The organism is Mesorhizobium sp. ESP-6-2 (genome assembly GCF_020164675.1).
Taxonomy (GTDB): domain Bacteria; phylum Pseudomonadota; class Alphaproteobacteria; order Rhizobiales; family Rhizobiaceae; genus Mesorhizobium.
This window is the reverse complement of the sequence record NZ_JAIUGT010000004.1, coordinates 467,635-492,346: the sequence shown is the minus strand read 5'-3', so window position 1 is coordinate 492,346 and position 24,712 is coordinate 467,635. Positions and strand designations below refer to the sequence as shown.

Genomic DNA, 24,712 nt, shown 5'->3' with positions numbered 1-24,712 from the left:
CCGAAGGGTTTCGCCGCGGGATCCCGCGTCTATGCCGGCGCATCACGGCCGGGCCTGCCACTCTTCTCGTACACATGGATACCTATATCCGAGAATGAAGCTTTCCCCTAAACTGACGATGCGTGAAATGGGGGCATGGATTGCGCGGATTTGGCGAAGGCTTGATCGAGAGGCCGCAAACGGTTGCCGAGCAGGTCGCCAATGTCTTGCGCGAGGCCATTGCCAGCGGGGCCCTGAAGGCCGGCACGACGTTGCGCCAGGATGATCTGGCCGAGCAGTTTGGCTTCAGCCGGATGCCAATCCGGGACGCTCTTCGTCAGCTCGAGGCCGAAGGCATCATATCCATCCACCCGACAAAGGGTGCGCACGTCGCCAGGATGGACGGCGACGAGATCCGGGAGATCTATGCCGTGCGCGAACTGCTCGAGTGCGAGGCACTGCGGCTCTCCATTCCCGGCCTGCCCGGCGGCAAGCTGGACGAGGCCGAACAGGTGCTCGATCAGATCGATGCCGAGCGCAATGTCGGCAGGTGGGGCGTGCTGAACCGGGCCTTCCATCTGGCGCTTTATGACGCATGCGGCAATCGCCGGTTGCTCGGCCTGATCGAGGCGCACCATAATGCGGCCGACCGCTACGTCCGTATCCTGTTGTCGAACCTCGACTACCGCGCCCGCTCGCAGACGGACCATCGCGACCTCTTGGCCGCTTGCCGGCGACGCGACGCCGGCAAGGCCGTCAGCGTTTTGACGCAGCATCTGCGCCAAGGCAGCGAGACATTGGTTAACGCCATAGAAGGCGACGGTCTGTCGCGAAAACCTTAGAACTTGTCAAATCCAATGGATGCGTGACGGGCTGTACGCCTTGCGCCTAGCAGTTGCCGTCAACCAAGCTGCTTTTCAGTTGCGCTCAGATTTGATCAAATAGACGAATTGGTTCTAGATTTTTTCCCGGAAATGGGTTTTGAAGAGCCTTCCGATGAGAAGAATGATCAAATTGGAAAGGCTGGGCCATTGACGGTGCAAAAGGAAGAGATCGACATCCAGAATGCGCTGGCTCTTGCCAAACGTTTCACGATGGCCGGCCGGCGCGCCTTGGTGACCGGCGGCAGCGTCAGCATCGGCCGTGAGATCGTGCGGGTTTTTGCCGAGGCGGGCGCCGATGTGGCCGTCCATTTCGCTCGCGCCGCCGACGTGGCATTCGGGCAGCCGGATGCGGCCGCCGAAGCTGTCCGTGAAATTCGCGGGAAGGGCAGGCGCGGCGTCGCCATCGATGCTGATTTCGCTCGGGCCGGAGAGGCGGCCCGATGTGTCCAGGCGGCGATCGAAGCGTTGGGTGGTGTCGACGTGCTTGTCGTCTGCGCCTCGATCCAGTACCGCACGCCGTTCCTCGACCTTCCCGCCGAGCAGATCGAGCACCAGATCCAGATCAACTTCAAGGCGACGATCGAACTGCTGCAGGCCGCCTTGCCCGGCATGAAGGACAATGGCTGGGGCCGTGTGTTGACGATCGGCAGCATCAACCAGACGCGGCCCGAATCCGATCTCGCCGTCTATGCCGCGCTGAAGAGCGCGCAGCACAATCTGTCGTTCAACCTTGCCAAGGATTATGCGCCACACGGGGTGACGATCAACAACCTGTCGCCCGGGCTTGTCGTTACCGAGCGTAATCGGTGGCGCCGCGAGGACGCGGCCAAATGGGCGGAGATCCAGAGGGGGTCCGCGCCGATGCAGCGGGCCGGCGAGGCACGCGAGATGGCGGGAGCGGCGTTGCTGCTTTGCTCCGATGCCGGCAGCTTCATCACCGGGGCGGACCTGCAGGCGACGGGTGGCCGCCATCTCGGCTGGCAATAGCCGAGATTAACCGGCGAAAGCCGGCTCCGGCAGTCCGGCCACGCCGACGTCGAGTGCAAGCAGGCAACCCGCCAAGGGCTCGTTGGCCAGTTGATCTTCCGTCAGTTTCTGCGTCGCGGTGGTCACGTACAGTGTCTTCAGGCCCGGGCCGCCGAAGGCGCAGGAGGTCGGCTGGGTGACTGGCAGAGGGACCAGCCTGTCGAGTCGGCCATCGGGCGCGAACCGCGCCAGCGAGCCTCCCTGGTAGCGCGCATTCCACAGGAAGCCGTCCGCATCGACGGTGGCGCCGTCGGGCTTTCCAGGCGCCGCGTGCCGGTCGGCGAACAGGGACCACGGCCCCACAAGTCCGCTCGCCGGGTCGAAACCCGCCCGCTCTATGTCGCCTTGCCGTGTATCCGTGAAGTAGACGGTGCTGCCGTCCGGGGCAAAGGCGATCGCATTGGGCACGGCGATCCCGTCGCGAATCCGGCCCGAACTTCCGGCGGCGTTGATCCGGTAAAGCGCCCCGGACGCATGCAGCCCATAGTCCCACATGCTGCCGCAGACTATGCCGCCGCCGGGATCGCACTTCATGTCGTTCAGCCGATGCTCGGGCGGCCCATCCTCCACGCGCGCCAGCAGGCTCAGTGCGCCGCTGGCGGGATCGAATGCGTGGAGACCTTGCCGCAAGGCCACGACGACTCCGCCCGATGCTCGTGCAACCACCGAGCCGATGACCTCAGGCATCGGCCACGATGTCACCGCTCCGGTCTCGGGCCGCAGCCTGTGCAGGCAAGGACGCCGTAGATCGACCCAGAACAGCTCTCCGTCCCGCGCCAGCCATGTCGGCGATTCGCCGAGCGTGTCGGCCGTTGACGCCGCGACCTCGAACCGGGCCGTCATTGCCGGCCGATATCGGGTTTGGGATCGACGGCGATGCGCGCCAGGAGGTCGTGTTTGGCCTTTTCGATATGCGCGCCCATCAAGGTCGCCGCCGAGCCGGCATCCTGGCGCTCTATGGCCCGGATGATATGGCGGTGATCGTCGATGACGCCATGGAAGCGCCCCTCGTCATAGCCGTAGCGTTGCCAGATCGCCGCCACAAGCAGCCAGTTGCGGTCCACCATCGACAGCGCGCCCGGATTGCCGGCCGCCTCGTTGATGACGCCATGAAAGATGTTGTTGGCATGCGGGACGGCAAGGAAGTCGTCGCTGGCCACCCTTTCCTCCAGCATGTCCTGCGCGGCCTTCAGGTCGCGCAGATGCTCGGCGGTGCGCCGTTCGCTGGCGCGCCGCGCCAGCATCGTTTCGACGGCGCTGCGGATATCGAACAGGTCGATCACAAACGACATGTGGACCGTCCTGACGCTGGCGCCGCGATTGGGTTCCAGCACGACAAGTCCGGTGCCGCTCAAGGCGCGCAAGGCCTCGCGCACCGGCATGTGACTTACGCCATAACGGCCGGCGAGATCGTCGATCCTCAGCCTTGCCCCGAATGGAATGGCTCCGGAAACGATGTCGTCACGAAGAAGCTTCTGAACGTCGGGAATACGCGCCATGCATCCAAGCCTACCCTGATTTGAGCAAATATTGCTCGCACGGCGATCGAAAGAAGTCAATTTGGCCCTTGCCAAGGCGACATTTGATCAAATATTGAGATTTGAAAAGATTGCCACGCTCGCGACGGTTTGGAAACGCCAATGCCACTGCCTGCCTCCGGTGCCGGGAAAATCGACGGCCTGCCGCCATTCAGTGGCTACAGGCGGGTCGATGGCCGCGCCGGAATCCGCAATTATGTGCTGATCCTGTGCATCAATGGTCTGGCGCTGCGTGTCAGCGAGCGGATCGCGGCGGGTCTCGAAGGCGCGCTTCTGGCCGCGACGAGCGCGGGCAGGGGGCACATCGAGCCGGACCTCGGTCTACACCTTGATCAACTTGTCGGTCTCGGCCGCAATCCGAACGCCGCCGCCGTTCTGGTGGTCGGAGTGGATTCGGCGACGACCGAGATGGTCGCGGCCCGCATTTCGGCTTGCGGCAAGCCGGTCGCCAGCGTTTCCTTCGCCGAGCAGCATGAAGACATGCTGTCGGTCATGGGCGAGGGCATCAGGCGCGGCGCGGCGCTGCTGCGCGAGGCTTCGCGAATCCGGCGCGAGACCTTGCCCGGCGCGCAGCTGGTGGTCGGCATCGAATGCGGCCATTCCGACGCGACCTCGGGTCTGGTCAGCAATCCGGTCGTGGGGGCCGCGGTCGATCTTCTGGTTGCGCATGGCGGCACCGTCATTGTCGGTGAGACCGTCGAGTGGCTGGGAGCAGAACATATACTCGCGGCGCGCGCCCGCGATGCAACGGTGGCACGACAGATCCTGCAGGCTGTGGAGCGCAAGGAAGGCTTCGCCGCCGCGTCCGGCCACAGCCTGACCGGCAACAATCCGGGCGAGGAGAATATACGCGGCGGGTTGAGCACGATCGAGGAGAAGTCGCTCGGCGCCCTGGCCAAGACAGGAACTTGCCGCATCGATGGCGTGCTCGGCATGGCCGAGCCGGTCACCGCCGGCGGCCTCTACCTCATGGACGGCCCGTCCTTCTCGCCGGAATCGATGACAGGGTTCGCCGCGGCCGGTGCCCAGATCATGCTGTTCACAACCGGACCAGGCAACAGCACCGCGAGCGCACTCGCGCCGACGATCAAAATCACGGCGCGGCGCGAGACGGCCCGCCGGCTGCCTGAGCAGATCGATTTCGACGCCAGCCCGGTTTCGGAGGGGACTGAAACCGTCGCCGAAGCGGCAAACCGGCTGCTGGCGACCATCCTTGATGTCGCCGGCGGCACGCTCACCTTCGGCGAGATTTTGGGAGAAGGGCTCGAAGTTCCGACCCGCGTGCGAGGCTCGTTGTGACGGCTATCTCCTCGAACGATGCCGGCCAAAGGACACTGCGCTTTGCGCGCCTGACCAGCCTGTTCGTGTATTTGCGCACGATGGGCCTGTTCGTCATCGCCTGGTATGTCGCATCGTTCTTCGTCCCTTCGAAGCTGCTCTTGCCGTCACCGGTCGCGGTTGCGCTTGCGCTGCGCGATACGGCCCTCAACGGCGAACTGCTCGGCAATGCAGGGATCAGCCTTGTCCGGCTGCTGGCAAGCGTCGCGGCGGCCGCCGCGGTGGCGGTGCCGCTCGGGCTGCTGATGGGCCGCAGCCGGCTCTGGAATGATCTGCTCGAACTGCCGGTGGAGATCCTGCGGCCGATAGCCGGCATCGCCTGGATACCGCTTGCGCTCTACATCTTCGGCATCGGCCACCGGCTGCCGCTGTTCATCATGTTCTATACCGCCTTCTTCCCGCTGCTGGTCGGCACCGCCGCGGGCGCCGCCGCCGTCGACAGGCGGCTCGTCGCAGCGGCGAGCACGATGGGCCTGTCCGGGCGGGCGATCATGCGGCGCGTCATCGTTCCGGCCGCGCTGCCGGCGATCCTGGTCTCGGCGCGGCTTGCGGTGGCGGCCTCGTGGACCGCCGTCGTCGCTGCCGAACTGGTAGGGGCACCGAACGGCCTCGGCTACGCCATTGAATACTACCGCAGCATGCTGTCGACGCCGACGGTGATGGCTTTCATCGTCACCATCGGCCTGCTCGGCTTCCTGACGGACAAGGGGTTGCGCTGGCTCTCGGATGTCTTGACCCCGTGGGCGCGGACGGAGGCAGCGCGATGAAAAGGCTGGCGCTTCGCCTCGTCGTTCCCGTGCTGCTGCTGGTCGTCTGGGAAGCTCTCGCCTCCGGCTCCGCCCAGGCGCCACGCCCCAGCACGGTGGCCGAAACGGCCATTTCCATGCTGCGCGACGGTGATCTCGCGGCCGGTCTCGCCACCAGCCTGGGACGGGTCTTCGTCGGCTTCGCGGCGGCCGCGCTGCTGGCGATCCCGCTTGGCATCGCCATGGGCAGCATGCCGGCCGTCGAGCGCAATCTCGATCCGCTGGTCGAGACCTTCCGGCCGATAGCGGCACTTGCCATCTTGCCCCTGGTTATCCTCTGGTTGGGCTCGGGTTCCGGGGCAGCGGTCGCCATCGTTGCCTATGCCGCTTTCTTCCCGATCCTGATCAACACCATCTCGGGCGTGAAGCGTATCGAGCCCAGTCTGATGCGCGCCGCGCTGACCATGGGGCTGGCGCCGCTGACGCGGATGCGGGTGGTGCTGCTGCCCGCCGCCTTGCCATCCATTCTGGTCGGCATGCGCATCGGTCTCGGCATCGCCTGGACGGCGATCATTGCCGCCGAGCTTGCGGTCGGCGCCAAGTCCGGCAGCAGCGGCGGCATCGGCCAGATGATGTTCGTCTTCTACGCCTACTCGATCAACCTCAACGGCATGGTGGTCTGCATGATCGCGGTCGGCATCGTGGCCTTCGCGCTCGACCGCATCCTGCGTGCCGCACTCGCCTTCGCCGTGCCGTGGAGCCAGCCATGAGCGATGCCAAGATCCGCCTCGACGGCGTCAGCAAATCCTTCGGGGGATCCGCCTCCGTGGTGGCGGTCGACAGCCTCTCGCTGGACATCAGGGCCGGCGAGTTCATGGCTATCGTCGGCCCGTCCGGATGCGGCAAGACGACCGTTCTCAACATGCTCGCCGGCCTCGACAGGCCGACGTCGGGCACGATGAGCCTGAACGGCAGGCCGATCGAAGGACCGGGGGCCGAACGCGGCGTGATGTTCCAGGACTATGCCCTGTTTCCCTGGCGCACCGTGCGCGGCAATGTCGAGTTCGGATTGGTCTATGGGCCGGCCGGGCGAGGGCTTTCGCCCGCGCAGCGCGCCGACCGCGTCAACCGCACCGTCGAAATGGTCGGCCTGACCGGCTCCGAGGACAAGTACCCGCACCAACTGTCGGGCGGCATGCGCCAGCGGGTGGCACTGGCGCGCCTGATGGCGAACGAGCCGGAAATCCTGCTGATGGACGAGCCGCTGGCGGCGCTGGACGCGCAGACCCGCGTCATCCTGCAAGACGAATTGCTGCGCATCTGGGGGCAGGACCGCCCCGCTGCCGAGCGGCGGACGGTCGTCTTCATCACGCACGCCATAGACGAGGCGGTGTTCCTGGCCGACCGGGTCGCGGTGCTCAGCAGCCATCCGGGCCGCCTGAAGCAGGTCATCGACATCGACCTGCCCAGGCCGCGCGGCGACGAGACGCGGCGCTCCGGCGATTTCGCCAGGCTCAACCAATCGATCTGGGAACTGATCCGCGAAGAGGCTTATCGCGCAACGATGAACTGAAGCGACAACAGGGAGAGGATTGTCATGAGGAAACTTCTGGAAACCGCATTCAACCGACGCGCAGTCCTGAGTGGCGCCGCGGCCGCCGCGCTGGCCATGCCATCGATCGGGCGGGCGCAGGATCGCAAGCCGGCCAAGGTCTCAATCGGCCGCCAGCCTTACGCCGCCGGCAACTCGCCGCTGACGCAACGCATGATCAACGAAAAGCTGCTGGAGAAGGCGGCCGCCGAACTCGGCTACGACCTGACAGTCGACTGGCGCGACTATCCCTCCGCGCTGCCGATGGTGGAAGCTTTCGTCTCCGGCGATCTCGACATCGGCATGTGGGGCAACACGCCGATCGTGCGGCTGCTTTCGCAGGCGCAGCCGATCAACATTCTCACCGTCGGCGAGGGCCACATGCGCATGGTGCTGGCGACCCGCAAGGGCTCCGCCATCAAGAACATCGGCGACCTCAAGGGCAAGACCGTCGGGGCGCTTGTCGGCGGCGACCCCTACAACGCACTCTCGCAAATGCTGCTGCAGGAACTGGGCGACGCCGACCCGCGCGCCTTCGGCATCAACATCGTCAACACGCCGACCCAGGCCGTTGCCGCATCCCTGCCGGAGGGCATGGACGCGTCGGTGGTGATCTACCCGGCCTTCCTGAAGGCGAATGCCGAAACCGGCCTAACCGGGATCATGAATTCGTTCGGCTATACCGAGGCCGGCTACAGCGGACCCGCGGGCGAGGGCGAGGGTCACATGCTGCCCGGCGTCAAAAAGTCGAAATTCTACCCCGACGGCTACTATCTGCATCGCTCCTTCTGGATCTGCAGCGATCGCATCGTCGGCGACGATGCCGCGCTCGGCCAGGCCTTCCTGACGGCCGCGCAACGCGCGCTTGCCGATCTCCAGAAGATTGACCCGCGGGAAATCTCGCAGTCGGTTGTCAAATATTGGGGGCTCGATCCCGCGCTGGGCGCCAAGGTCATCGGCGACGAGGTGCTTTTCCAGCGCGGCTGGATCTGGCCGACCGAAGGTGATGCGGCGGCGATCAGCCAGATCTCCCAGTTCATGGTTGCCGGCAAGATGATTCCTGAGGCGCTGAGCTGGGACCAGGTCAAGGCCGCCTTCGGCAAAGCGGCGCCGCTGCTTCAGAAAGCCTATGAGGGCACGGGCAAGGTGCCGGACGAAAGCGGCTTCACCGACAAGAATGCCAAGGATCTGCGTGGCCTCCCGGCATGGCAGCTAGACCAGTGGAAAGTGCCGTCCTGAGGAGTTCGGGCGGCACGCGCATTCGCAGCAGAGTCATTCAGGGAAGGAAGTTGATCCATGACGTCAGTCGGTTTTGTCGGACTTGGAACCATGGGCGCACCCATGGCCTGCAACGTGCTCAAGGCAGGACATGCGCTGACGGTCTTCGACCTCAACCCCGTGGCGGTGAAAAAACTCGTCGACGCCGGCGCCCGGGCGGCGGCGTCGCCGCGCGAGGTTGCGCAGCAATCGGAAATCGTCATCACCATGCTGCCGGATGCGCCTGATGTGGAGGCCGCCGTGCTCGGTGCGGACGGCATCGGGCATGGCCTCAGGGCCGGCAGCCTCTATATCGACATGAGCACGATCGACCCGCAGACCACCCAGCGCATCGGCGCATGGCTGGCGCAACGCGGCGTCGACATGATCGACAGCCCGGTCGGCAAGACGGTGGAGCATGCCATCGCCGGAACCTCGACGCTGATGATCGGCGGCGATGCGGCCGTGCTGGAGCGCGCGCGTCCGATCCTGTCGAGCATGGGGGCCGACCTCATCCATTGCGGCGGGCTCGGCATGGGGCAGGCAATGAAGCTCACCAACAACCTGCTGGCCAGCGTGCTGATCACGGCCAGCTCCGAGGCGCTGGTCGCCGGCGCCAAGGCGGGCCTGACGCTCGACACCATGATCAGCGTGCTGAAGACGACGATGGCCTGGAACCAGCAATTGGCGGTGGCGATGCACAATCGCGCGCTCAAGGGCGACTTCGAGCCAGGCTTCATGGTCAAGCTTGCCCACAAGGATTGCCGGCTTGCCCTGGCGATGAACGATGCGCTCGGCGTCGAGACGCCGGTCGGAGGCGCCACGCTCGCCGTGCTCAGGGAGGCGATGGACGCCGGCATGGCCGGCAAGGATGTCGGCGCCGTGCTGAAGTTGCGCGAAGACGCGACCGGCGTCCAGGTCCGGCTTGCGGGCGCATGACCAAGCCTGGAGCCATAGTGCTGCACGCTGACGACGACGTGGCTGTCCTCGTCGAACCAGTCGAGGCAGGCGCCGAAGTGACGACGCGAGGCGCCCGCGAGGGGGTTGTCCTCAGGGCCGGCGCCGCGTTGCAAGCCGGCCATAAGCTGGCATTGCACGACCTGGCCGCCGGCTCCACCATACGCAAATACGGCGAGGCGATCGGCCGCCTGACGGCTGCCGTGGCGGCCGGCGACCACGTCCACGTGCACAATCTGCAAAGCCTGCGCGGACGCTGACAGGCAAACGGTGAATGATCGGCTCGGTCAGCGTCGCTGACCTGTCTGCTTGGGCTGGAACGCATCACCGCGCGCGCCACCGGTGGCTCATAGCCGCTTGTTGAGCTTCAACCCTGCGCCGGCCTGCGTTCGACGATGTAGATGTGATCCGCGGCCAATACCACTTCGTCGCGCTGGTTGATCACCTCGCAGCGTTCGATCAACCGGCCCGCTGCCGGCCGCTTCGGATCGTCCTCTTTGGCCGCGATGGTGGTACGCGTGCGGATCGTGTCGCCGATGAATACCGGCTTGATGAAACGCAACCGGTCATAGCCATAGGAGAATGCGACGGGATTGACGACGCTTGCCGTCAGTCCGATGCCCACGGAGAACACCAGAGTGCCGTGCGCGATGCGCTGGCCGAACGGCGTCGTCTTCATGAACTCGGCGTCCATATGGTGCGGGAAGAAATCGCCGGTGTGGCCGGCATGGACGACGAAATCGGTCTCGGTAATGGTGCGGCCGCTGGTCAGCCGCGAGGAGCCGATCTCGTAGTCTTCGAAATAAATTATCTGTTCCATGTCCTGCCATACGGCTTTTCGGCCAGCGGCGTTGCCGGCGCCGCGCTCGATTTATAGGCGGCTTCCACCAGTGCCATCGTGCTCCAGGCGTCCTCGACCGAGCTGACCAACTCGTCGTCTTCTCCGCAAGCAAAGCGCTGGACATTGGCCATGCGCCCGACAAAGGCATCGGGGAACCATTCGCCGGCGAGCGGCACGGCAATCCAATCCGTCCCGCCTTTCGGGTATATTTCCAGGACATCCGGTTCCCCGCGGGGATAGTCGAGATTGAGGCCGAGTTTGAGATAGGCCGCGCCCTCGGTGCCGCAGATGCGGAATTCGCAGGCCTGGTGCCGGCGCCCGAACTTGTGGTCATGGTTGATCGACAGCGCGCAGCGCACGGTGTCGCCATAGTCGAGGATGGCGCTGGTGCGCGTCTGCGCCATCTTGTGATTGGGATGGCCGAGCGTCTTGGCGTGCACACCGCGTGGATCGCCGACCAATTGCCGGATCAGGTCGAGATAGTGGATCGAATGCATCGCGATCTCGACACGTGGCGCCCTGAGCAGGAATTCCCACAGTTCCCAAGGTGTCGCCAGCGCCAGCCAGGCGTCGAAGTCGACGATCTCGCCGAGCCATCCCTTGGCGATGGCATCCTTGAGCGCCAGCATCATCGGCGCGAAACGCAATTGGAAATTCACCGCAGCCTTGAGCTTCCTGGCGCGGCAGATTTCGAGGATTTCGGTTGCTTCGCCCAGATCGTTGCCCATCGGCTTCTGGATCAGCGCGACCGCCCCCGCGGGAAGCGCCTTCAGGATCTCGGCATGCCGGCCGGGCGGTGTCGCCAGATCGAAGATCGCATCGTTGATTCCGGCGGCTTCTTCCACGGAGCGGAATGCGGTGACACCCCATTTCTCGGCCAGGGTCCGCGCCTTGGCCCGGTCCGGATCATAGAGGCCGGCAATCGGAAACTCGGCCTTCCGGTAGGCGGGAAAATGGGCATCGCCGACAATCGATCCGGCGCCGAAGGTGACGATTGGCCGGGGTTTTGTGGGCTTGGGCCAGGACTGGATGAGTGAGGCAGGGTCGAAACCGCCTTCAGTCATGATGGAAGACCTCGTCCATCGAAGCCCACCATTCGCCCTCCTTGCGGGTCGCCAGCGGCTCCTGGCAAGGCATGCAGACGGCCCACCATTCCTGCGTCTTCGGGTCTGCCGCCATCTTGGCCATGTCGGCGGCATAGTCGGTGCCATGGTATTCGAAATAGGCAAACAGCAGATTGTCCGGCCGCTTCAGATAGATCGAATAGTTCTTGATGTTGCAGGCCGAGATCATGGTCAGCACGTCGGGCCAGACGGCGGCATGGAGACGCACATACTCCTCGACTTTTTCCGGCTTCAGTCCCAGAACCATTCCCATCCGCTGCATGTTCGTTCCCCTATTTCGTGATCGCCGTGGTGAATTCGGCGATGCTCATGGCCTTGACCGCGTCCCAGTCCCAATCGATGCCGATGCCGGGCTCGTCGGGTGCCAGCGCCTGCCCATCCTCGACGCGCATGCGCTTGCCCGTCAACTGGTCAAGCTGCGGAATGTACTCGACATACCGGCCGTTCTGAACAGCGCAGGTGAGGCTGACATGCAATTCCATAAGGAAATGCGGACAGACCGGGATGTCGAAGGCCTCCGCCGCATGCGCCACTTTTAGCCAGGGTGTGATGCCGCCAATGCGACCGACATCGACTTGCACGACCGAACAGGCGCCTTTCTGCATGTATTCGCGGAAATGCCTGATGGAATAGAGCGACTCGCCGATGGCGATCGGCGTCGGCGTCGAGTTCGACAGCCTGACATGCCCATCGATGTCGTCGGCCGGCAGCGGCTCCTCGATCCAGGCGAGATCGAGTTCACGCAGCCTCGCTGCGCGGCGGATCGCCTCGTCGACGGAGAATCCCTGATTGGCGTCGGTCATGATCTCGTAGCCGTCGCCCACCGCCTTGCGCACCGCCGCCAGCCGCGCCAGATCTTCCGATCCGTGCGGTTTGCCGATCTTCACCTTCGAGCCGCGAAATCCCTTGGCCTTGGCGGCCAGCGCGTCATCGACCAGCGCCTGCGTCTCGATGTGCAGCCAGCCGCCCTCCGTCGTGTAGAGCGGGCAGCGGTCCTTGGCGCCGCCCGCCAGCTTCCACAGAGGCAGGCCCTGCGTCTTCGCCCGCAGGTCCCAAAGCGCGGTGTCGATCGCCGCGATCGCGATGGCCGTGATGGCGCCGATCGTGGTGGCGTGCGTGGCGAATTCGAGATCGTGCCAGATCGCCTCGATCATGTCGGGGTCGCGGCCGATCAGGCGCGGCGCCAGATGGTCGGACAGGAGCCGCATCACGGACGAGCCGCCGGTGCCGATCGTGTAGCTGTAGCCGGTGCCGACGGCGCCGTCGGAATCGGTGATCGTGACGAGAGGCGTCTCCTGGCTGACGAAACTCTGGATCGCGTCCGTGCGCTTGACCTTGGGCACAAGGTCCACCATCCGCAATTCTATCTTTTCGATCGTGGCCATGTCGTCAGCTCCGCAATGACTTTCCCGTATCGGCGGCAAACAGGTGCGCCTGCGACAGGTCGAGGCTCATGGCCAGCCGCTCGCCCGGTTTGAGAGGCCGCGGGTTCAGCATGCGCGACACCCAGTCTGCGCCATTGAACTCGACGAACACCAGCGTCTCGTTGCCGAGTGGTTCGGTGACCGTGATCGGCAATTCGATCTGGTGGACGTCTGCGGCACCACCGGAACTGATACCATGGCCGGTCGGGTAGATGTCATCGGGCCGCAACCCGAACACCACCTTGTTACCCCTGGCGACGTTGGCTTTGAACTGGTTGGGCAGTGGCAGCTTTTCGCCGCTGGCAAAAACCAGCTGGCCGTCGTCGATCGTCGCCTCGTGCAGGTTCATCGGCGGCGAGCCGATGAAGCCCGCGACGAAGCGTGTCGCCGGGCGTCGGAACACCTCGTCGGGCGTGCCGACCTGTTCGATATGGCCGTCGCGCATGATGACGATGCGGTCGGCAAGCGTCATCGCCTCGACCTGGTCATGGGTGACATAGATCACCGTCGACCCCACCTTGGCGTGCAGCTTCTTGATTTCGGTCCGCATCTGCGTTCTGAGCTTGGCGTCGAGATTGGAAAGCGGCTCGTCGAACAGGAACACGTCGGGATCGCGCACGATGGCGCGGCCCATGGCGACGCGCTGGCGCTGGCCGCCGGAAAGTTGCGACGGGCGACGGTCGAGCAGCGTGTCGAGGCCGAGGATGGCCGAGGCTTCGGCGACGCGACGCTCCATGTCCTCCTTGGCGGCCCCGGCGATCTTCAGCGAGAAGCCGAGGTTCTCGCGCACCGTCATGTGCGGATAAAGCGCGTAGGACTGGAACACCATCGAGATGTTGCGCGAACGCGGCGGCAAATCGTTGACGACACGGCCGCCGATCTCGATCGAGCCGGCGCTGATCTCTTCCAGCCCGGCGATCATCCGGAGCGTCGTCGACTTGCCGCAGCCGGACGGACCGACCAGCGCGATGAATTCGCGGTCGGCGATGACGAGGTCGATGCCATGCACGATCCCAATATTGCCGTAGCGTTTGGTCAGCTTTTGGAGGGAAACGGTTGCCATGGGATCAGCCTTTCACCGCGCCGGAGGTCAGGCCGCCGACAAGGTGTTTCTGGACGATGTAGGTGAGGGTGAGCGCCGGGATGATCATCACCACGGCGAGCGCGCACATGCCGCGCCAGTCGATGGTGAATTCGGCCGTGTAGTCGAGCAGGCCGACCGGCAGCGTCTTGGCGCTGACCGAGCGGGTCAGCTGCGAGGCCAGCGCGAACTCGTTCCAGCAGGTCAGGAAAGCAAAGATCGCGGCGGAGGCGATGCCCGGCCCGGCAAGCGGGAACTCGACCTGCCAGAAGGCCTGCCAGCGGGTGCAGCCGTCGATCTGCGCGGCTTCCGCGAGGTCCTTCGGCACCTGGCGGAAGAAGCCGTCGATCAGCCAGATCGTGAACGGCACGTTGAGCGCGACATAGGCCAGGATCAGCCCGAAATGCGTGTCGATGATGCCGAGCCGCACATAGAGGAAGAACAGCGGCAGCGACAGCGCGATGCCCGGCACCGTGCGCGTCAGCATCAAGCCGAGGAAGACGCCCGACTTGCCGCGGAAGCGGTAGCGCGCGAAGGCGTAGCCGCCGGCCATGCCGATGGCCACCGCGATGACCGTCGAGGTCACCGAGATGATCAAGGAATTGCGGAAATATTCGATGACCGGGATGCCGCCCTTGCCGATGCCTGAGAACATCGCGACATAGGCGTCGAACGAGATCTGCTGCGGGATCCACACCGGCGGCTTGGCCATGATCTCCACCGTCGGCCGCAGCGACGAAAGCACGATCCACAGGCCGGGCAGGCAGATGGTCAGCATCGCCAGGAATAGACCGATGCGATAGGCGATGCCCAGCAGCCGGCGCTTGAGGCGGGCGGAAGAATTCTCGTCCATCACCACTCCGCACCGATCTGCGTGCGCGCCGCGGCGAGCTTGTTGAAGAAGTAGACGGTGAAGGCGATCGACAGCAGAATCGAGAAATAGGCCATGGCGTTGGCCATGCCCATGCGCCCGTCGCTGTAGGCGGTGCGCGCCACCAGCGTCCACAAAAGCTCGGTGCGGCCCGCCGGTCCGCCATCGGTCATGATCTTGACGATGTCATAGGCGCGCGCGACGTCGAGTGAACGGATGGTCATGGCGATATAGGCGAAAGGCATGACGAACGGCCAGGTCACATAGCGGAATGTCTGCCACGGCGTGCAGCCGTCGACGCGCGCCGCCTCGATGGGCTCCTTGGGCATGGCGAGCAGCCCGGCGAGGATCAGGATGGCGAAGATCGCCGTCGACGACCAGATCTCGGCGATCGAGATGGCTATGAAGGCGAGATGGCCTTCGATCAGCCACGGGATGGCATCCCTGGTGATGCCGAGCGATTGCAGCGCGTTGTTCACCAGGCCGATATTGTCGTTGAACATGAACTTGAACTGGAAGCCGACGAGGATCGGCGAGAACATCATCGGAAACATCATCAGCGTGCGCAGGACGCGCTGGCCGCGCGTCGCCTTCTCGACCAGCATGGCGAGGCCGAGGCCCAGCAGCATTTCGAGATTGAGCGCGATCGTCAGCAACAGAACCGTGCGGCCGAACGCCCACCAGAAATCGGCGTTGGACAGGATCGAGAGATAATTGCGGAAGCCGACGAAGACGAAGAACGTTTCGGGCTTGGTCAGCCGGAACGGTGTGAAGCTGGAATAGAGCGACAAAAGCAACGGCACCACGACGACCGCCGCCAGCACGATGATCGCCGGAAGCAGCAGCAGGAATGGCGCGGATGGCTTGAAGCCCTTCATTGGGACCCTGTGAGTTGCATTCGATTGCCGCTGCCCCTTTCCTGTCGAGCCGGGCGGGGCAGGAGTCGTCATCGTGAATTACCCCAGGCATTGCGCCTTAAGACGCGAACGCCTCCCCCATGGCTGATGGGGGAGGCGGCCTTGGGAGCGGTTCTACAGCTTGCCGGCGTCTTCGAGGATTTGCGTCGCCTTGGCGGCGGCTTCGTCGAGCGCCTGCTTGGACGTCTTGTCGCCCAGGATCGCCGCCTGTAATTCGGGATAGACGGCGTTCGAGATCTCGATCCATTCAGGCGTCTGCGGCACGGCGAAGGCGTGCTTGGCTTCTTCCTGGAAGGCGGAGAGAACCTCCTTCTTGTACGGATCGTTTTCGGCCTGCTTCAGGTCCCAGTCCCAGACCGCGGTGCGGGTCGGCAGCGGGCCAGCGGCGGCTTCCAGCTTCTGGCTGTCCTCATTGGTGAGCCACCACACCAGCGATGCCGCGGCCTCCTTATTCGGGCAGTTCTCGGTCACCGAGAAGCCATGGAAACCGGACCAGCCGGTGCGCTTGCCGGACGAGCCTTTCGGCGCGACCTTGACGCCGACATTGCCGGCGACCTTCGACGATTTCGGATCGTTGAAGAAGCCGGCCCAGCCCGGCCAGTCCAAGTTGATGGCGACGGTACCGGAGGCAAAACCCTGGCCGAGATCGTCCCAGAGATAATTGGTGGTTCCGGCCGGCACGGCCTTGGCCTTGTAGAGGTTGACGAACCAGTCGAGCGCCCGCACGCCGGCTTCGGAGTTGAAGACCGGCTTGCCGTCCTTGTCGAGATACTCGCCGCCCTCGGCCACTACCATTTCGTAGAAGCGACCGTTGATCGCCTCTTCCTTGCCGGCGAACTGCGTGCCGTAGAAGTTGGGCGGGTTGGCGAAGAACTCGGCCTGGTCGGTGACCTCTTTCCAGGTGTCCGGCGGCACCAGATCATAGCCGTATTTCGCCTTGAACTTGGCCTTGTTGTCGGCGTTCTCGTAGAGGCTCTTCTGGTAATAGAGGGCAGAGACGTCGAACTGCGCGCGCGGCAGCATCTCCAGCTTGCCATCGATGGTCGCCGCCTTGATCGTCGATGGCACGAAGGCGTCGATCTCTTCCTTGGGCAGCAATTTGCTGAGGTCGGTATAGAGGCCGGTATATTGCGGCGCGAAGGAGGAATGATTCCAGCCGACGCACCAGTTGGTGCTGCCCGAGGCGATGTCGGACTTCAACTCCTTGTCGATGTCGAAGCCGTTCTTCTTGGTCAGGATGTTGACCTTGGCGCCGGTCGCCTTCTCCCATTCGGGGATGCGCTCGTAGAGCTTTTCATATTGCTGGCCGCCGATCAGCTTCACGTCGACGGTAACGCCTTCGAACTTGCCGGGCAGGTCCGCGGCAAGGGCTGCGCCTGCACCTGACGCAAGCAACAATGCGCCGGCGCATACGCCGGAAAGCAGTCTGTTCATTGGTATCCTCCCTGGGTGCGCCTCAGCGGCGACCGCAACTCGTCTGATGACAAGAAGTGCTACATTCATATACAAACAAAACATTCATGGATACGTCAAGGCGAAATTTGTTTCCGCCGGCTTCGTTCCTGCGTATATGAAGAATCGATTTCACTGGAGGGAAGCTCATGGACGATAGCGAAGACGAGCGGTATCGCGCGCCGGCGCTCGACAAGGGTCTCGACATCCTGGAACTGCTGGCCGGCGTCGACGGCGGTCTGACGCAGGCGGAAATCGCCAAGAAGCTCGACCGCAGCCCCAACGAGTTCTACCGCATGCTGGACCGGCTGGTGCGGCGCGGCTATGTCACGCGGCTCGACGGTGACCGTTATTCACTGACGCTCAAGCTGTTCGGTCTGGCGCAACTGCACGCGCCGGTGCGGCGGCTGGTTTCCTATGCGACGCCCTTGATGCGGGAATTGGCGGAGACATCGCAGCAGGCCAACCAACTTGTTGTTTTTGATCGCGGTTCCGCCGTGGTGATCGGCCAGCAGGAGGCGCCGAACTACTGGGGCATCTCGATCCGGGTCGGTGCCCACATCAGCCTGTTCGACACCGGTTCGGGACATGTGCTGCTCGCCTTCCGTTCGCAGGAGGAGCGCCAGATGATGATCTCCGAACATGTCCGCAGCACCGACAATACGGCGCAGCCGCCCGAGTTCTTTGCCCGTCTCGACCAGATCAGGGAACGGGGATATGAGATGATGGCCTCGATGCAGACGGCCGGCGTCTACAATCTGTCGGCACCGGTGCGCGGTTCCGACGGCAAGGCCATCGCGGCGCTTTCGATTCCTTACATCACCGTCGTCAACGCACCGTCCGCGCCGGACATGACCCGCACCATCGAACTGCTGCTGGCCACATGTGAAAAGCTGTCGCGTCTGGCCGGGTCGGCCGTCGGTTCATCGGCGTAATTCTTATTTGAATGAAGAATTCCTCCGTGAGATGATGTGAAAGACATAGGGAGGAGAGCCTTGCCATGATCATCGACACCCATCTGCATCTCATCGATCGCTCGGCCTTGCGCTACCCGTGGCTTGCCGGCGTGCCGGCACTCAACCGCGACTTCTCCTATGAGGAGTATGCCGTGGAAGCTCAGCGCGTTGGCGTCGAGCGCGTACTGCATATGGAGGTCGATGTCGATCCGGCCGACATCGAGGCCGAGACCCAACGTGTCGAAGGCCTGTCGAGACAGGCCGGCAGTATGCTGGCCGGGGCGATCGCCTCCTGCCGTCCGGAAGAGGCCGGCTTTGCGGCCTATCTCGAGCGCCAGCGAGCAAAGCCATTCGTCAAGGGTTTTCGCCGCGTCCTCCACGTCATGCCCGACGAACTCTCGGAAGGCGCGCTGTTCCGGGACAACATCCGGCGGCTTGGCGGCACCGGGCTCACCTTCGATCTCGTCGTGCTGCCGCACCAGATATCCAAGGCGATCGCGCTCGCCGACCTGGCGCCTGACGTCCAGTTCGTCCTCGACCACTGCGGCGTTCCGGACATCAAGGGCAATGGCGAGCACCCGTGGCGCGAGCTCATGAGCGAAATCGCGCGCCGCCCGAACGTCGTGGCCAAGATTTCCGGCGTCGTCGCCTATGCCGACCCCGGCAGTTGGACGGTCGAGACGCTGCGGCCCTACGTCGAGCACACGATCGGTTCGTTCGGCTGGGATCGTGTCGTCTGGGGCAGCGATTGGCCTGTCTGCACGCTGGGTGGCGGTCTGTCGACCTGGGTGGCGGCGACCCATGCGCTGCTTGCCGGCTGCAGCGTTGCGGAACGCGACAAGCTCTTGTCGGCGAACGCCCGCAAGCTCTGGCGGCTTTAACCGGCTCCGCTTGGGGTTCTTCAGATCGTCGCCGAAACGTGCCGTTCGCGGCCGTAGAGCGAAACCAGCAGCACGATGATGAGGCCGAGTGCTGCCTGCACCGCCGAGGGCTGGAAACCGAGCCCGATCAGCAGCGTGTTGATCTCGGTCAGCACCAGCACGCCGGCAATGGTGCCGAGATAGCTGCCGCGGCCGCCGACCAGCGCGGCGCCGCCGACGACCACCGCCGCGATGGTCTGGAACAGATAGGGCTGCCCGACATCGCCATAGGCCGAGCCGGTGAAGCCGAGCAGCAGAACGCCCGCCATCGCGGCGAAGAAGGCGCTTGCCGCATAGGTGATCACCCACATACGGACGGGATCGATCAGCGCCAGAGGCGCAGCACCCGGATTGCTGCCGAGTGCGTAGAGCCGGCGCCCATAAGGCGTCCGCTCCAGCACCAGGACGACGAGCGCCGCCAGCACGACGAGACAGGGCACCAGCCATGGAACCGGCAGTGGCCCGGCCGATCCGCCGATCGACACGAAACTCGAAACCGCTTGCGGCGCGGATCCTGAGGGGAAGCCCGCGGTCCACAAAAGCACCAGCCCTTGCACGACCATGCCGATGCCGAGCGTGACGATGAGCGGCTGGATGTCGAGGCTGCGCGCGATCAGCCCGTTGAGGCCACCGATCAGGATCGCCAGCACGCCGACGAGGCCGCAGACCAGGACAAAATTCCAGCCATCGCCGTAGAGTTGCGCGGCAACGACATTGGCAAAGCCGATGACGAAGGGGATCGACAGGTCGATGCCGCCCATGATGACGACCAGCGTCTGCCCGATCGAGGCGACGGCGAGCAGCGAGGCGAGCACCAGCATGGCGCGCACCGCAAACGGGCTGGAGTAACCCGGAATGAGGATGGTGCCGGCAAGATGCAGAAGGGCGGCAACACAGAAGGCGCCGACGACACGGGCATTGGTTGTCGCGAATAGATTTCGGCCAGCCATGTCAGCGCCTCCCGATGGCAAAGCGTTCCAGCAGCGCGGTCAGCATCACCGCCAGCACCAGTATGGCGCCGTAGGCGATCTGCAGCACGAAGGTCGAGACGTTGAACGTCGTCAGCACGCTTTGCAGCAGGAAGATGTCGATGGCGCCGATCGCGGCACCCGCGACGCCACCACGGCCGCCGGCAAGACTGACGCCGCCAAGAGCGACAGCCGCAATGGCGATCAGCGTGTAGGTCGGGCCGATATTGGGATCGGCCGAACCGATCAGCGCAGTCAGCATCAGCCCGGCGCAGCCGCCAAGGATGCCGGTCATGACATAGGCGATGAAGCGCACGAGCGTGACGTCGACGCCGGCGGTGTAGGCGGCGCGATCGTCGCTGCCGACCGCCATCAGCTGGTCGTAATAGGGGCTGCGCCGCACCAGCCACCAGAAAAGGAACATCAAGGCGAGCGGCAGAAGCGAGAACGGGCCTGCCAGGGCTTTCAGCCAGGCCGGCGCCGGGCCGATCGGCGCCGGCAGGATGGTCAGCGTCACCCCCGTCAGGATCAGATAGGTGCCGAGCGTGGCCACGATCGGCTGAATGCGCACGATGGTCGCCAGAAACCCGTTCGCCGCCCCGACCAGCGCACCGATGAGCAGCGCCGCCGGAACAAGCGCCAGCGGCGAGGATATTCCGGCGCGCAGAAAGAGCACCTGGATCACGATGGCGTTGACGAAGCCCATCAGCGGCCCGACCGAAATATCGATGCCGCCGCGCCCGGCGAGGATCACCGGGGTCGAGGCGATGGCCGCGCCGATCAATGGCGCCGCCAGCCCAACCAGCGCACCCCAGGAGCCCGGCTGGAACCGTGCCGGGCTCAGCATCAGGTTGACCGCCAGCAGGACGATCAGCAGCACGACGGCGAAGCCGACGCTTCGCCCGAGGGACAACAGGCGTCCAAAGGGTCTCATGCTGCGCGTCCGAACATGGCTGCGATCACGTTCTCGGCGGTCATCGCCTGGCCGGCGATTTCCGCCGCGACTTCATTTTCGCGGAACACCAGCACGCGATGGCAGAGAAGAAGGATCTCCTCGATCTCGCTGGACAGGATGACGAGCCCCATGCCGTCGGAAGCCAGCCCGCGAAAGACGTCGTAGAGAACATGCCGGGTCGCCACGTCGACGCCGCGTGTCGGGTCATTGAGAAGCAACATTGCGGGGTCCAGCGCCAGGGCTCGCGCCAAAAGCACCTTCTGCTGGTTGCCGCCGGACAGGGTGGTGATCGGTGCGTTGGGCCGGGGCGCTGATATCGACAACCTTTCGCGATAGGCCTCGTAGCGCGCCTTGCGCGCCGCTGGGCTGATCAGGCCGAGGCGGGTATCGCGAGACAGCGTCGAAACGGCGAAATTGTCGAGCACCGACTGGGTCGGGAAAATGCCATTGGCACGCCCGCGCGGAAGATAGGCGATGCCGCTCGATACGGCCTTGCGGAAGCCGGTGATGGCGCGGGATGCGCCGGGCAGATCGAGGGTTATCGAACCGCCAAGCGGCGCGACAAGGCCGGCGAGCATTTCGAGGAAAAGCTCCTGGCCATGGCCATCCAGGCCGGCGAGCCCAACGATCTCGCCAGCAGCGATCGCCTGCATGATCGGGCTGGCGCCCGGTGCGATGACGAGGTCGCGGATGGTGAGGGCGGCGCGATCAGCCATGCGCCAGCTCCGCGGCGGTGCGTGGCGCCATGGCCTTGAGAAGCTCCGCCGGCGTCGAGGCGCCGCGCTCCTCGGTGCGCACCACGCTGCCGCCGCGCAGGATCGAGATGCGATCCGAAAGCGACGTCACCTCGTCCATGCGGTGCGTGATGAACAGGATCAGGCAGCCTTCCCCGGCAAGCGTGCGCATCAGCGAAAAAACCGATTCGCGGTCGGCGAAGTCGAGTGCTGCCGTCACTTCGTCGAGGATCAGGATCTTTGGATTGCGCACGACGGCACGGGCAAGAACGACGAGTTGCTGCGCCGCCAGCGGCAACTGCCCGGCGGTCATGTCGAGCGGCACGTTGGTGACGGCGAAACGTTTGAGCGCGGCTGCTGCCCTGTCGCGCCGCTCGTTGCGGGGAACCGCGCGCCGGACCAGGCCGTCGAGGCCAAGCAGGATATTGTCGGTGACGCTGCGGTCCGGCGCGATCAGCACTTCCTGGAAGACCGTGGCGAAGCCTCGCGCCTGGAAGGCCGAGGGGGTTCCGCCCGAAAACGGCCTGCCTTGCAGCAGGACCGCGCCGCTGTCGGGCTGAACGATGCCGGACAACAGCTTGACCATGGTGCTCTTGCCCGAGCCGTTCTCGCCCAGGATGGTGTGGATTGTCCCCGCCCGGAACGCGATCGAAGCGTCCGCAAGCGCGACCGTCTCGCCATAGCGTTTGGATATGTTTCTGATTTCAAGCATGTTGCGTTTCAAAGCTGACAAGCCGGCCCTCCGAAAGGAGCCGGCTTGTCGAGGTCTTATCTGGCCAGGCGTCACTTCGCGCAGGCGTCAGGTACTTTCGAGTAATCCCATCCCTTGGTCGGCGCCGGGTTGGAGAAATAGGCGTCGAGCCATTCTTCCGGCATCGGATCCTTGGGCGGCACCGGGAAGATCGATACGGCATCCGTCGTCATGCAGTCCTTGTACCATTGGCCGAGATCGGCGTTGTGGACCGGCGGAATCGGAATGAGCAGCGTGTTCAGCTTCGGTTTCTGGCCGTCGAGCATGCGTTCGCCGACGCGAAACAGCGTTTCGGCGGTCCAGTGCGGCAGCACGGCATGGCCCTCGAAGCGGTACTTGTCGGGGTTGGCCTTCCAGTAGCCCAGGGCGTCGCCGGTGATCGAACCGGTGATCAGCGGCGCCGGCCGGCCGGCTTCGGCGAAGGCTTCCGCGACGACGCGGCTTTCGCTGCCTGTCGTCCACACCGCGTCGATCGGCGCCGGGTTGGTGGCGATCGCCTGCAGCACCACTGTCTTGGTGACATTGGCCGTCCAATTGCCGTTGACCGTACGCGAGACCTTCAGCTTGGAGTTCTCCGCCAACGCCTTGTCGGCGCCCTGGCGCTGCTGAACCACGATCGGGTGGCCGGCGATGCCCTCGACCAGCAGGATGCTGGCGCCATCCGGCTTGGCCTTGCCGATCGCCGTCATCATGTCGTAGCCCCAGCGCGCATAGTTGGAATCGACATTGATCGCGTTCGGGCTGGTCACCGAACCGGCCGCGGTGATGAACGGGATGCCGGCCTTGGCGGCGGCATCGATGGCGTCGTCGAGCGCTGTTGCCGAGCCCGGGATCGAGGTGATGATCGAGCACTTCTTGTCGATGAAGGCGCGGACCTGGTTGATCTGCTGGCTGGCGTCGTTGTTGGAATCCGACACTTCGAAGCTGGAGACGGTGCCGTCGGCGATCAGTCCGTCCACCAGGCGCTTCAGTTCCTTGGTGACGGTGACCCGCCAGGGGTTGCCCTGGTAGGATTCCGAATGGCACCATTTCCATGGCTTGGGCGGCGGGGTGAAATTGTCCCAGGCCGATGGCAGCACCTTCTGCGGCGCGCCGTCATATTGCGCCTTGAGTTCATCGGGCAGCCCGCCGATGACGCCTTGCACGTCTTCGGCAAAGGCTGTCGTTGCGAGCGAGGCGAAGGCGGTTGCGGCCACAAGGCCACGGATCAGGCTTTTCATTTGTCTCCTCCGTTCGATTTTCTTCAGGCTCCTCCACCGGCAGTGCCGGTCGCCCGCGCCGGGGCGCTCTGCCGAAACAGGCGATTGAGATCGGCAATGACCTGGCTGGAACGATGCCCTGAGGTCATGCCGGAGTTGACGCGGTCGGACGCGGCCTGCTGGAACGCCATGTAGCCGTCATGGCGTGGCCGCACCCATGCGCCCTCCAGTGTCGCGCGCGTATCGCTGTAGAAATTGCCGGTCGCCGCATTGACGGCCTGATCCTCCCAGGCCGCGGCATGGCCGGGCTGGCCGCCGGCCGCGGCATAGGGGCCCCGCTGGACCTCGCCGCTGGCGAGCCAGTAGGCGAAATCGGTTGCCGCCTCTTTCGCCTTCGAGAAGGCCGATACCGCTATGCCTGTGCCGCCAAGCGCCGTACCAACCGGGCCGCTGGCGCCGACAACAGGGATGTCGCCAAAAGCCAGGAGATGTGGGCGAAACCCGGCTATCGCATAGGAAACGTAGCCATAGATCAGCGGCGAGCAGACGATCGGGGATCCGGCCTCACCCATCCGCTCCGAGACGGCGATCGGGTCCATCTCGAAGCAGGCCGTGTCGACCAGTGCGGCGATCTCTCGCATTGTCTCGAGGACCTCGCTGCCGGCCTCACCGTCGATGAGATCGCGCGATGGGTCGGTCGCGCAAGCGTGCCCGAGATTGCCTGCGAGCGTGAAGAACACCATCATAGAATGCGGTGGCCGCAACGGCAGCAGCACGCGCCCCTGCCGGGCGAGATCGAGCACTTCGCTCCATCGCGATGGCGGTGCGTCAAGCGCATCGGGTCGCCATGCCTGCACCTGCGTCGCGGCATCGATGGGAAACGCCCACTGCCGTCCTTGCCATGTATAACTCGGATAGGACTGGCCGACGCTGCCGGAGGAAAGTGCTGCGCGTTCCGCCTCGCGGCCGGCGACATCGAGCGGCTCCAGGCAGCGTTCGGCGGTGATTTGGCCGACATGCGGATGGTCGATGACGATCAGATCATAGGCGCGCGCCAGTTCCTCGACCGGGAAGGATTCGAAATCCTGCAGCGAACGCTTGTCCCATTCGACGGCAATGCCGGTTCTTTGCTTCCACAGCGACGAACAGGCGACCATCGGATCATAGCCGCGCGGATGGTTCCAGGTCATGCCCCTGAGCGTG

The 24,712-nt window shown here is 64.6% G+C and carries 27 protein-coding genes; 11 read left to right on the top strand and 16 right to left on the bottom strand.

Annotated features, from left to right (window positions below):
* The first annotated feature begins 140 nt into the window (after positions 1-140).
* Together LB532_RS14810 and LB532_RS14805 are read left to right on the top strand one after the other, a co-directional pair.
* A complete protein-coding gene (locus LB532_RS14810) occupies positions 141-821 on the top strand; it encodes a GntR family transcriptional regulator (protein WP_224556915.1) in 681 nt (226 codons plus the stop codon).
* A 195-nt stretch (positions 822-1,016) separates the two neighbouring features.
* Positions 1,017-1,850 carry an SDR family NAD(P)-dependent oxidoreductase gene (locus LB532_RS14805; protein ID WP_224556942.1) on the top strand — a complete coding sequence of 278 codons (834 nt, stop codon included), beginning with the start codon at positions 1,017-1,019 and terminating at the stop codon, positions 1,848-1,850.
* A gap of 6 nt (positions 1,851-1,856) precedes the next feature.
* Here LB532_RS14805 and LB532_RS14800 read toward each other — a convergent pair whose 3' ends face one another.
* Both LB532_RS14800 and LB532_RS14795 read right to left on the bottom strand, forming a co-directional pair.
* Positions 1,857-2,732 carry an SMP-30/gluconolactonase/LRE family protein gene (locus LB532_RS14800; protein ID WP_140638442.1) on the bottom strand — a complete coding sequence of 292 codons (876 nt, stop codon included), beginning with the start codon at positions 2,730-2,732 and terminating at the stop codon, positions 1,857-1,859.
* Positions 2,729-3,388, bottom strand: coding sequence for a GntR family transcriptional regulator (locus tag LB532_RS14795; RefSeq protein WP_140638443.1), 660 nt, complete (start codon positions 3,386-3,388; stop codon positions 2,729-2,731). Before LB532_RS14795 ends, LB532_RS14800 begins: the two co-directional genes overlap by 4 nt.
* 141 nt (positions 3,389-3,529) lie before the next feature.
* Between LB532_RS14795 and LB532_RS14790 the strand changes: the two genes are divergently transcribed.
* Genes LB532_RS14790 through LB532_RS14760 form a run of 7 tightly spaced genes read left to right on the top strand, consistent with a single transcriptional unit; the run spans position 3,530 to position 9,576 of the window.
* Positions 3,530-4,726 carry a UxaA family hydrolase gene (locus LB532_RS14790; protein WP_140638444.1) on the top strand — a complete coding sequence of 399 codons (1,197 nt, stop codon included), beginning with the start codon at positions 3,530-3,532 and terminating at the stop codon, positions 4,724-4,726.
* A complete protein-coding gene (locus LB532_RS14785) occupies positions 4,723-5,532 on the top strand; it encodes an ABC transporter permease (RefSeq protein WP_140638445.1) in 810 nt (269 codons plus the stop codon). Before LB532_RS14790 ends, LB532_RS14785 begins: the two co-directional genes overlap by 4 nt.
* Positions 5,529-6,281 carry an ABC transporter permease gene (locus LB532_RS14780; protein WP_140638446.1) on the top strand — a complete coding sequence of 251 codons (753 nt, stop codon included), beginning with the start codon at positions 5,529-5,531 and terminating at the stop codon, positions 6,279-6,281. Before LB532_RS14785 ends, LB532_RS14780 begins: the two co-directional genes overlap by 4 nt.
* Positions 6,278-7,084, top strand: coding sequence for an ABC transporter ATP-binding protein (locus tag LB532_RS14775; protein WP_140638447.1), 807 nt, complete (start codon positions 6,278-6,280; stop codon positions 7,082-7,084). The genes LB532_RS14780 and LB532_RS14775 overlap by 4 nt, the downstream gene beginning before the upstream one ends.
* Positions 7,085-7,108: 24 nt before the next feature.
* On the top strand, positions 7,109-8,341 hold the full coding sequence (locus LB532_RS14770) for an ABC transporter substrate-binding protein (RefSeq protein ID WP_140638448.1): 1,233 nt from the start codon (positions 7,109-7,111) through the stop codon (positions 8,339-8,341).
* A gap of 57 nt (positions 8,342-8,398) precedes the next feature.
* The gene (locus LB532_RS14765) at positions 8,399-9,298 is read left to right on the top strand and encodes an NAD(P)-dependent oxidoreductase (protein WP_140638449.1); all 900 of its coding nucleotides are present in this window, start codon (positions 8,399-8,401) and stop codon (positions 9,296-9,298) included.
* A complete protein-coding gene (locus LB532_RS14760) occupies positions 9,295-9,576 on the top strand; it encodes a UxaA family hydrolase (protein WP_140638450.1) in 282 nt (93 codons plus the stop codon). Before LB532_RS14765 ends, LB532_RS14760 begins: the two co-directional genes overlap by 4 nt.
* Positions 9,577-9,683: 107 nt before the next feature.
* Here LB532_RS14760 and LB532_RS14755 read toward each other — a convergent pair whose 3' ends face one another.
* From LB532_RS14755 to LB532_RS14720, 8 genes are all read right to left on the bottom strand, one after another.
* Complete coding sequence (locus tag LB532_RS14755; protein WP_140638451.1) at positions 9,684-10,136, bottom strand: MaoC/PaaZ C-terminal domain-containing protein; 453 nt, start codon at positions 10,134-10,136, stop codon at positions 9,684-9,686.
* Positions 10,124-11,221, bottom strand: coding sequence for a Gfo/Idh/MocA family protein (locus LB532_RS14750; protein ID WP_140638452.1), 1,098 nt, complete (start codon positions 11,219-11,221; stop codon positions 10,124-10,126). The genes LB532_RS14755 and LB532_RS14750 overlap by 13 nt, the downstream gene beginning before the upstream one ends.
* Complete coding sequence (locus LB532_RS14745; protein WP_140638453.1) at positions 11,214-11,543, bottom strand: L-rhamnose mutarotase; 330 nt, start codon at positions 11,541-11,543, stop codon at positions 11,214-11,216. Before LB532_RS14745 ends, LB532_RS14750 begins: the two co-directional genes overlap by 8 nt.
* 10 nt (positions 11,544-11,553) lie before the next feature.
* Entirely contained in the window at positions 11,554-12,666 is a 1,113-nt protein-coding gene (locus tag LB532_RS14740; protein WP_140638454.1) for a mandelate racemase/muconate lactonizing enzyme family protein, read from the bottom strand.
* 4 nt (positions 12,667-12,670) lie between these two features.
* Positions 12,671-13,768, bottom strand: a complete 1,098-nt coding sequence (locus tag LB532_RS14735; protein WP_224556912.1) for an ABC transporter ATP-binding protein — start codon at positions 13,766-13,768, stop codon at positions 12,671-12,673.
* 4 nt (positions 13,769-13,772) lie between these two features.
* On the bottom strand, positions 13,773-14,639 hold the full coding sequence (locus tag LB532_RS14730) for a carbohydrate ABC transporter permease (RefSeq protein ID WP_140564375.1): 867 nt from the start codon (positions 14,637-14,639) through the stop codon (positions 13,773-13,775).
* The gene (locus LB532_RS14725) at positions 14,639-15,535 is read right to left on the bottom strand and encodes a carbohydrate ABC transporter permease (RefSeq protein ID WP_140638456.1); all 897 of its coding nucleotides are present in this window, start codon (positions 15,533-15,535) and stop codon (positions 14,639-14,641) included. The genes LB532_RS14730 and LB532_RS14725 overlap by 1 nt, the downstream gene beginning before the upstream one ends.
* 153 nt (positions 15,536-15,688) lie before the next feature.
* On the bottom strand, positions 15,689-17,008 hold the full coding sequence (locus LB532_RS14720) for an ABC transporter substrate-binding protein (RefSeq protein ID WP_140638457.1): 1,320 nt from the start codon (positions 17,006-17,008) through the stop codon (positions 15,689-15,691).
* A gap of 167 nt (positions 17,009-17,175) precedes the next feature.
* Here LB532_RS14720 and LB532_RS14715 point away from each other — a divergent pair, with 167 nt between their 5' ends.
* Entirely contained in the window at positions 17,176-17,961 is a 786-nt protein-coding gene (locus LB532_RS14715) for an IclR family transcriptional regulator (protein WP_140497617.1), read from the top strand.
* Between the two features lie 65 nt (positions 17,962-18,026).
* Entirely contained in the window at positions 18,027-18,863 is an 837-nt protein-coding gene (locus LB532_RS14710) for an amidohydrolase family protein (protein ID WP_140638458.1), read from the top strand.
* Between the two features lie 20 nt (positions 18,864-18,883).
* Here the strand turns inward: LB532_RS14710 and LB532_RS14705 are convergent, their stop codons facing one another.
* From LB532_RS14705 to LB532_RS14680, 6 genes are all read right to left on the bottom strand, one after another.
* Positions 18,884-19,852, bottom strand: a complete 969-nt coding sequence (locus LB532_RS14705) for an ABC transporter permease (protein ID WP_140638459.1) — start codon at positions 19,850-19,852, stop codon at positions 18,884-18,886.
* A 1-nt stretch (position 19,853) separates the two neighbouring features.
* Entirely contained in the window at positions 19,854-20,804 is a 951-nt protein-coding gene (locus LB532_RS14700; RefSeq protein WP_140638460.1) for an ABC transporter permease, read from the bottom strand.
* Positions 20,801-21,541: an ATP-binding cassette domain-containing protein gene (locus LB532_RS14695; RefSeq protein ID WP_140638461.1), complete on the bottom strand. Its 741-nt coding sequence runs from the start codon at positions 21,539-21,541 to the stop codon at positions 20,801-20,803. The genes LB532_RS14700 and LB532_RS14695 overlap by 4 nt, the downstream gene beginning before the upstream one ends.
* Entirely contained in the window at positions 21,534-22,271 is a 738-nt protein-coding gene (locus LB532_RS14690; RefSeq protein WP_140638462.1) for an ATP-binding cassette domain-containing protein, read from the bottom strand. The genes LB532_RS14695 and LB532_RS14690 overlap by 8 nt, the downstream gene beginning before the upstream one ends.
* 71 nt (positions 22,272-22,342) lie before the next feature.
* Entirely contained in the window at positions 22,343-23,530 is a 1,188-nt protein-coding gene (locus LB532_RS14685; RefSeq protein WP_140638463.1) for an ABC transporter substrate-binding protein, read from the bottom strand.
* Positions 23,531-23,553: 23 nt separating this feature from the next.
* Positions 23,554-24,699, bottom strand: coding sequence for an ABC transporter substrate-binding protein (locus LB532_RS14680; RefSeq protein ID WP_140638811.1), 1,146 nt, complete (start codon positions 24,697-24,699; stop codon positions 23,554-23,556).
* Positions 24,700-24,712: the final 13 nt, after the last annotated feature.

Excerpts from the sequence above, each read along its gene's own strand:
- LB532_RS14800 (WP_140638442.1), bottom strand. The coding sequence starts at position 2,732 with ATGACGGCCCGGTTCGAGGTCGCGGCGTCAACGGCCGACACGCTCGGC.
- LB532_RS14795 (WP_140638443.1), bottom strand. The coding sequence starts at position 3,388 with ATGGCGCGTATTCCCGACGTTCAGAAGCTTCTTCGTGACGACATCGTT.
- LB532_RS14790 (WP_140638444.1), top strand. The coding sequence starts at position 3,530 with ATGCCACTGCCTGCCTCCGGTGCCGGGAAAATCGACGGCCTGCCGCCA.
- LB532_RS14780 (WP_140638446.1), top strand. The coding sequence starts at position 5,529 with ATGAAAAGGCTGGCGCTTCGCCTCGTCGTTCCCGTGCTGCTGCTGGTC.
- LB532_RS14775 (WP_140638447.1), top strand. The coding sequence starts at position 6,278 with ATGAGCGATGCCAAGATCCGCCTCGACGGCGTCAGCAAATCCTTCGGG.
- LB532_RS14770 (WP_140638448.1), top strand. The coding sequence starts at position 7,109 with ATGAGGAAACTTCTGGAAACCGCATTCAACCGACGCGCAGTCCTGAGT.
- LB532_RS14765 (WP_140638449.1), top strand. The coding sequence starts at position 8,399 with ATGACGTCAGTCGGTTTTGTCGGACTTGGAACCATGGGCGCACCCATG.
- LB532_RS14760 (WP_140638450.1), top strand. The coding sequence starts at position 9,295 with ATGACCAAGCCTGGAGCCATAGTGCTGCACGCTGACGACGACGTGGCT.
- LB532_RS14755 (WP_140638451.1), bottom strand. The coding sequence starts at position 10,136 with ATGGAACAGATAATTTATTTCGAAGACTACGAGATCGGCTCCTCGCGG.
- LB532_RS14750 (WP_140638452.1), bottom strand. The coding sequence starts at position 11,221 with ATGACTGAAGGCGGTTTCGACCCTGCCTCACTCATCCAGTCCTGGCCC.
- LB532_RS14745 (WP_140638453.1), bottom strand. The coding sequence starts at position 11,543 with ATGCAGCGGATGGGAATGGTTCTGGGACTGAAGCCGGAAAAAGTCGAG.
- LB532_RS14740 (WP_140638454.1), bottom strand. The coding sequence starts at position 12,666 with ATGGCCACGATCGAAAAGATAGAATTGCGGATGGTGGACCTTGTGCCC.
- LB532_RS14735 (WP_224556912.1), bottom strand. The coding sequence starts at position 13,768 with ATGGCAACCGTTTCCCTCCAAAAGCTGACCAAACGCTACGGCAATATT.
- LB532_RS14730 (WP_140564375.1), bottom strand. The coding sequence starts at position 14,639 with ATGGACGAGAATTCTTCCGCCCGCCTCAAGCGCCGGCTGCTGGGCATC.
- LB532_RS14725 (WP_140638456.1), bottom strand. The coding sequence starts at position 15,535 with ATGAAGGGCTTCAAGCCATCCGCGCCATTCCTGCTGCTGCTTCCGGCG.
- LB532_RS14720 (WP_140638457.1), bottom strand. The coding sequence starts at position 17,008 with ATGAACAGACTGCTTTCCGGCGTATGCGCCGGCGCATTGTTGCTTGCG.
- LB532_RS14715 (WP_140497617.1), top strand. The coding sequence starts at position 17,176 with ATGGACGATAGCGAAGACGAGCGGTATCGCGCGCCGGCGCTCGACAAG.
- LB532_RS14710 (WP_140638458.1), top strand. The coding sequence starts at position 18,027 with ATGATCATCGACACCCATCTGCATCTCATCGATCGCTCGGCCTTGCGC.
- LB532_RS14705 (WP_140638459.1), bottom strand. The coding sequence starts at position 19,852 with ATGGCTGGCCGAAATCTATTCGCGACAACCAATGCCCGTGTCGTCGGC.
- LB532_RS14700 (WP_140638460.1), bottom strand. The coding sequence starts at position 20,804 with ATGAGACCCTTTGGACGCCTGTTGTCCCTCGGGCGAAGCGTCGGCTTC.
- LB532_RS14695 (WP_140638461.1), bottom strand. The coding sequence starts at position 21,541 with ATGGCTGATCGCGCCGCCCTCACCATCCGCGACCTCGTCATCGCACCG.
- LB532_RS14690 (WP_140638462.1), bottom strand. The coding sequence starts at position 22,271 with ATGCTTGAAATCAGAAACATATCCAAACGCTATGGCGAGACGGTCGCG.
- LB532_RS14685 (WP_140638463.1), bottom strand. The coding sequence starts at position 23,530 with ATGAAAAGCCTGATCCGTGGCCTTGTGGCCGCAACCGCCTTCGCCTCG.
- LB532_RS14680 (WP_140638811.1), bottom strand. The coding sequence starts at position 24,699 with ATGACCTGGAACCATCCGCGCGGCTATGATCCGATGGTCGCCTGTTCG.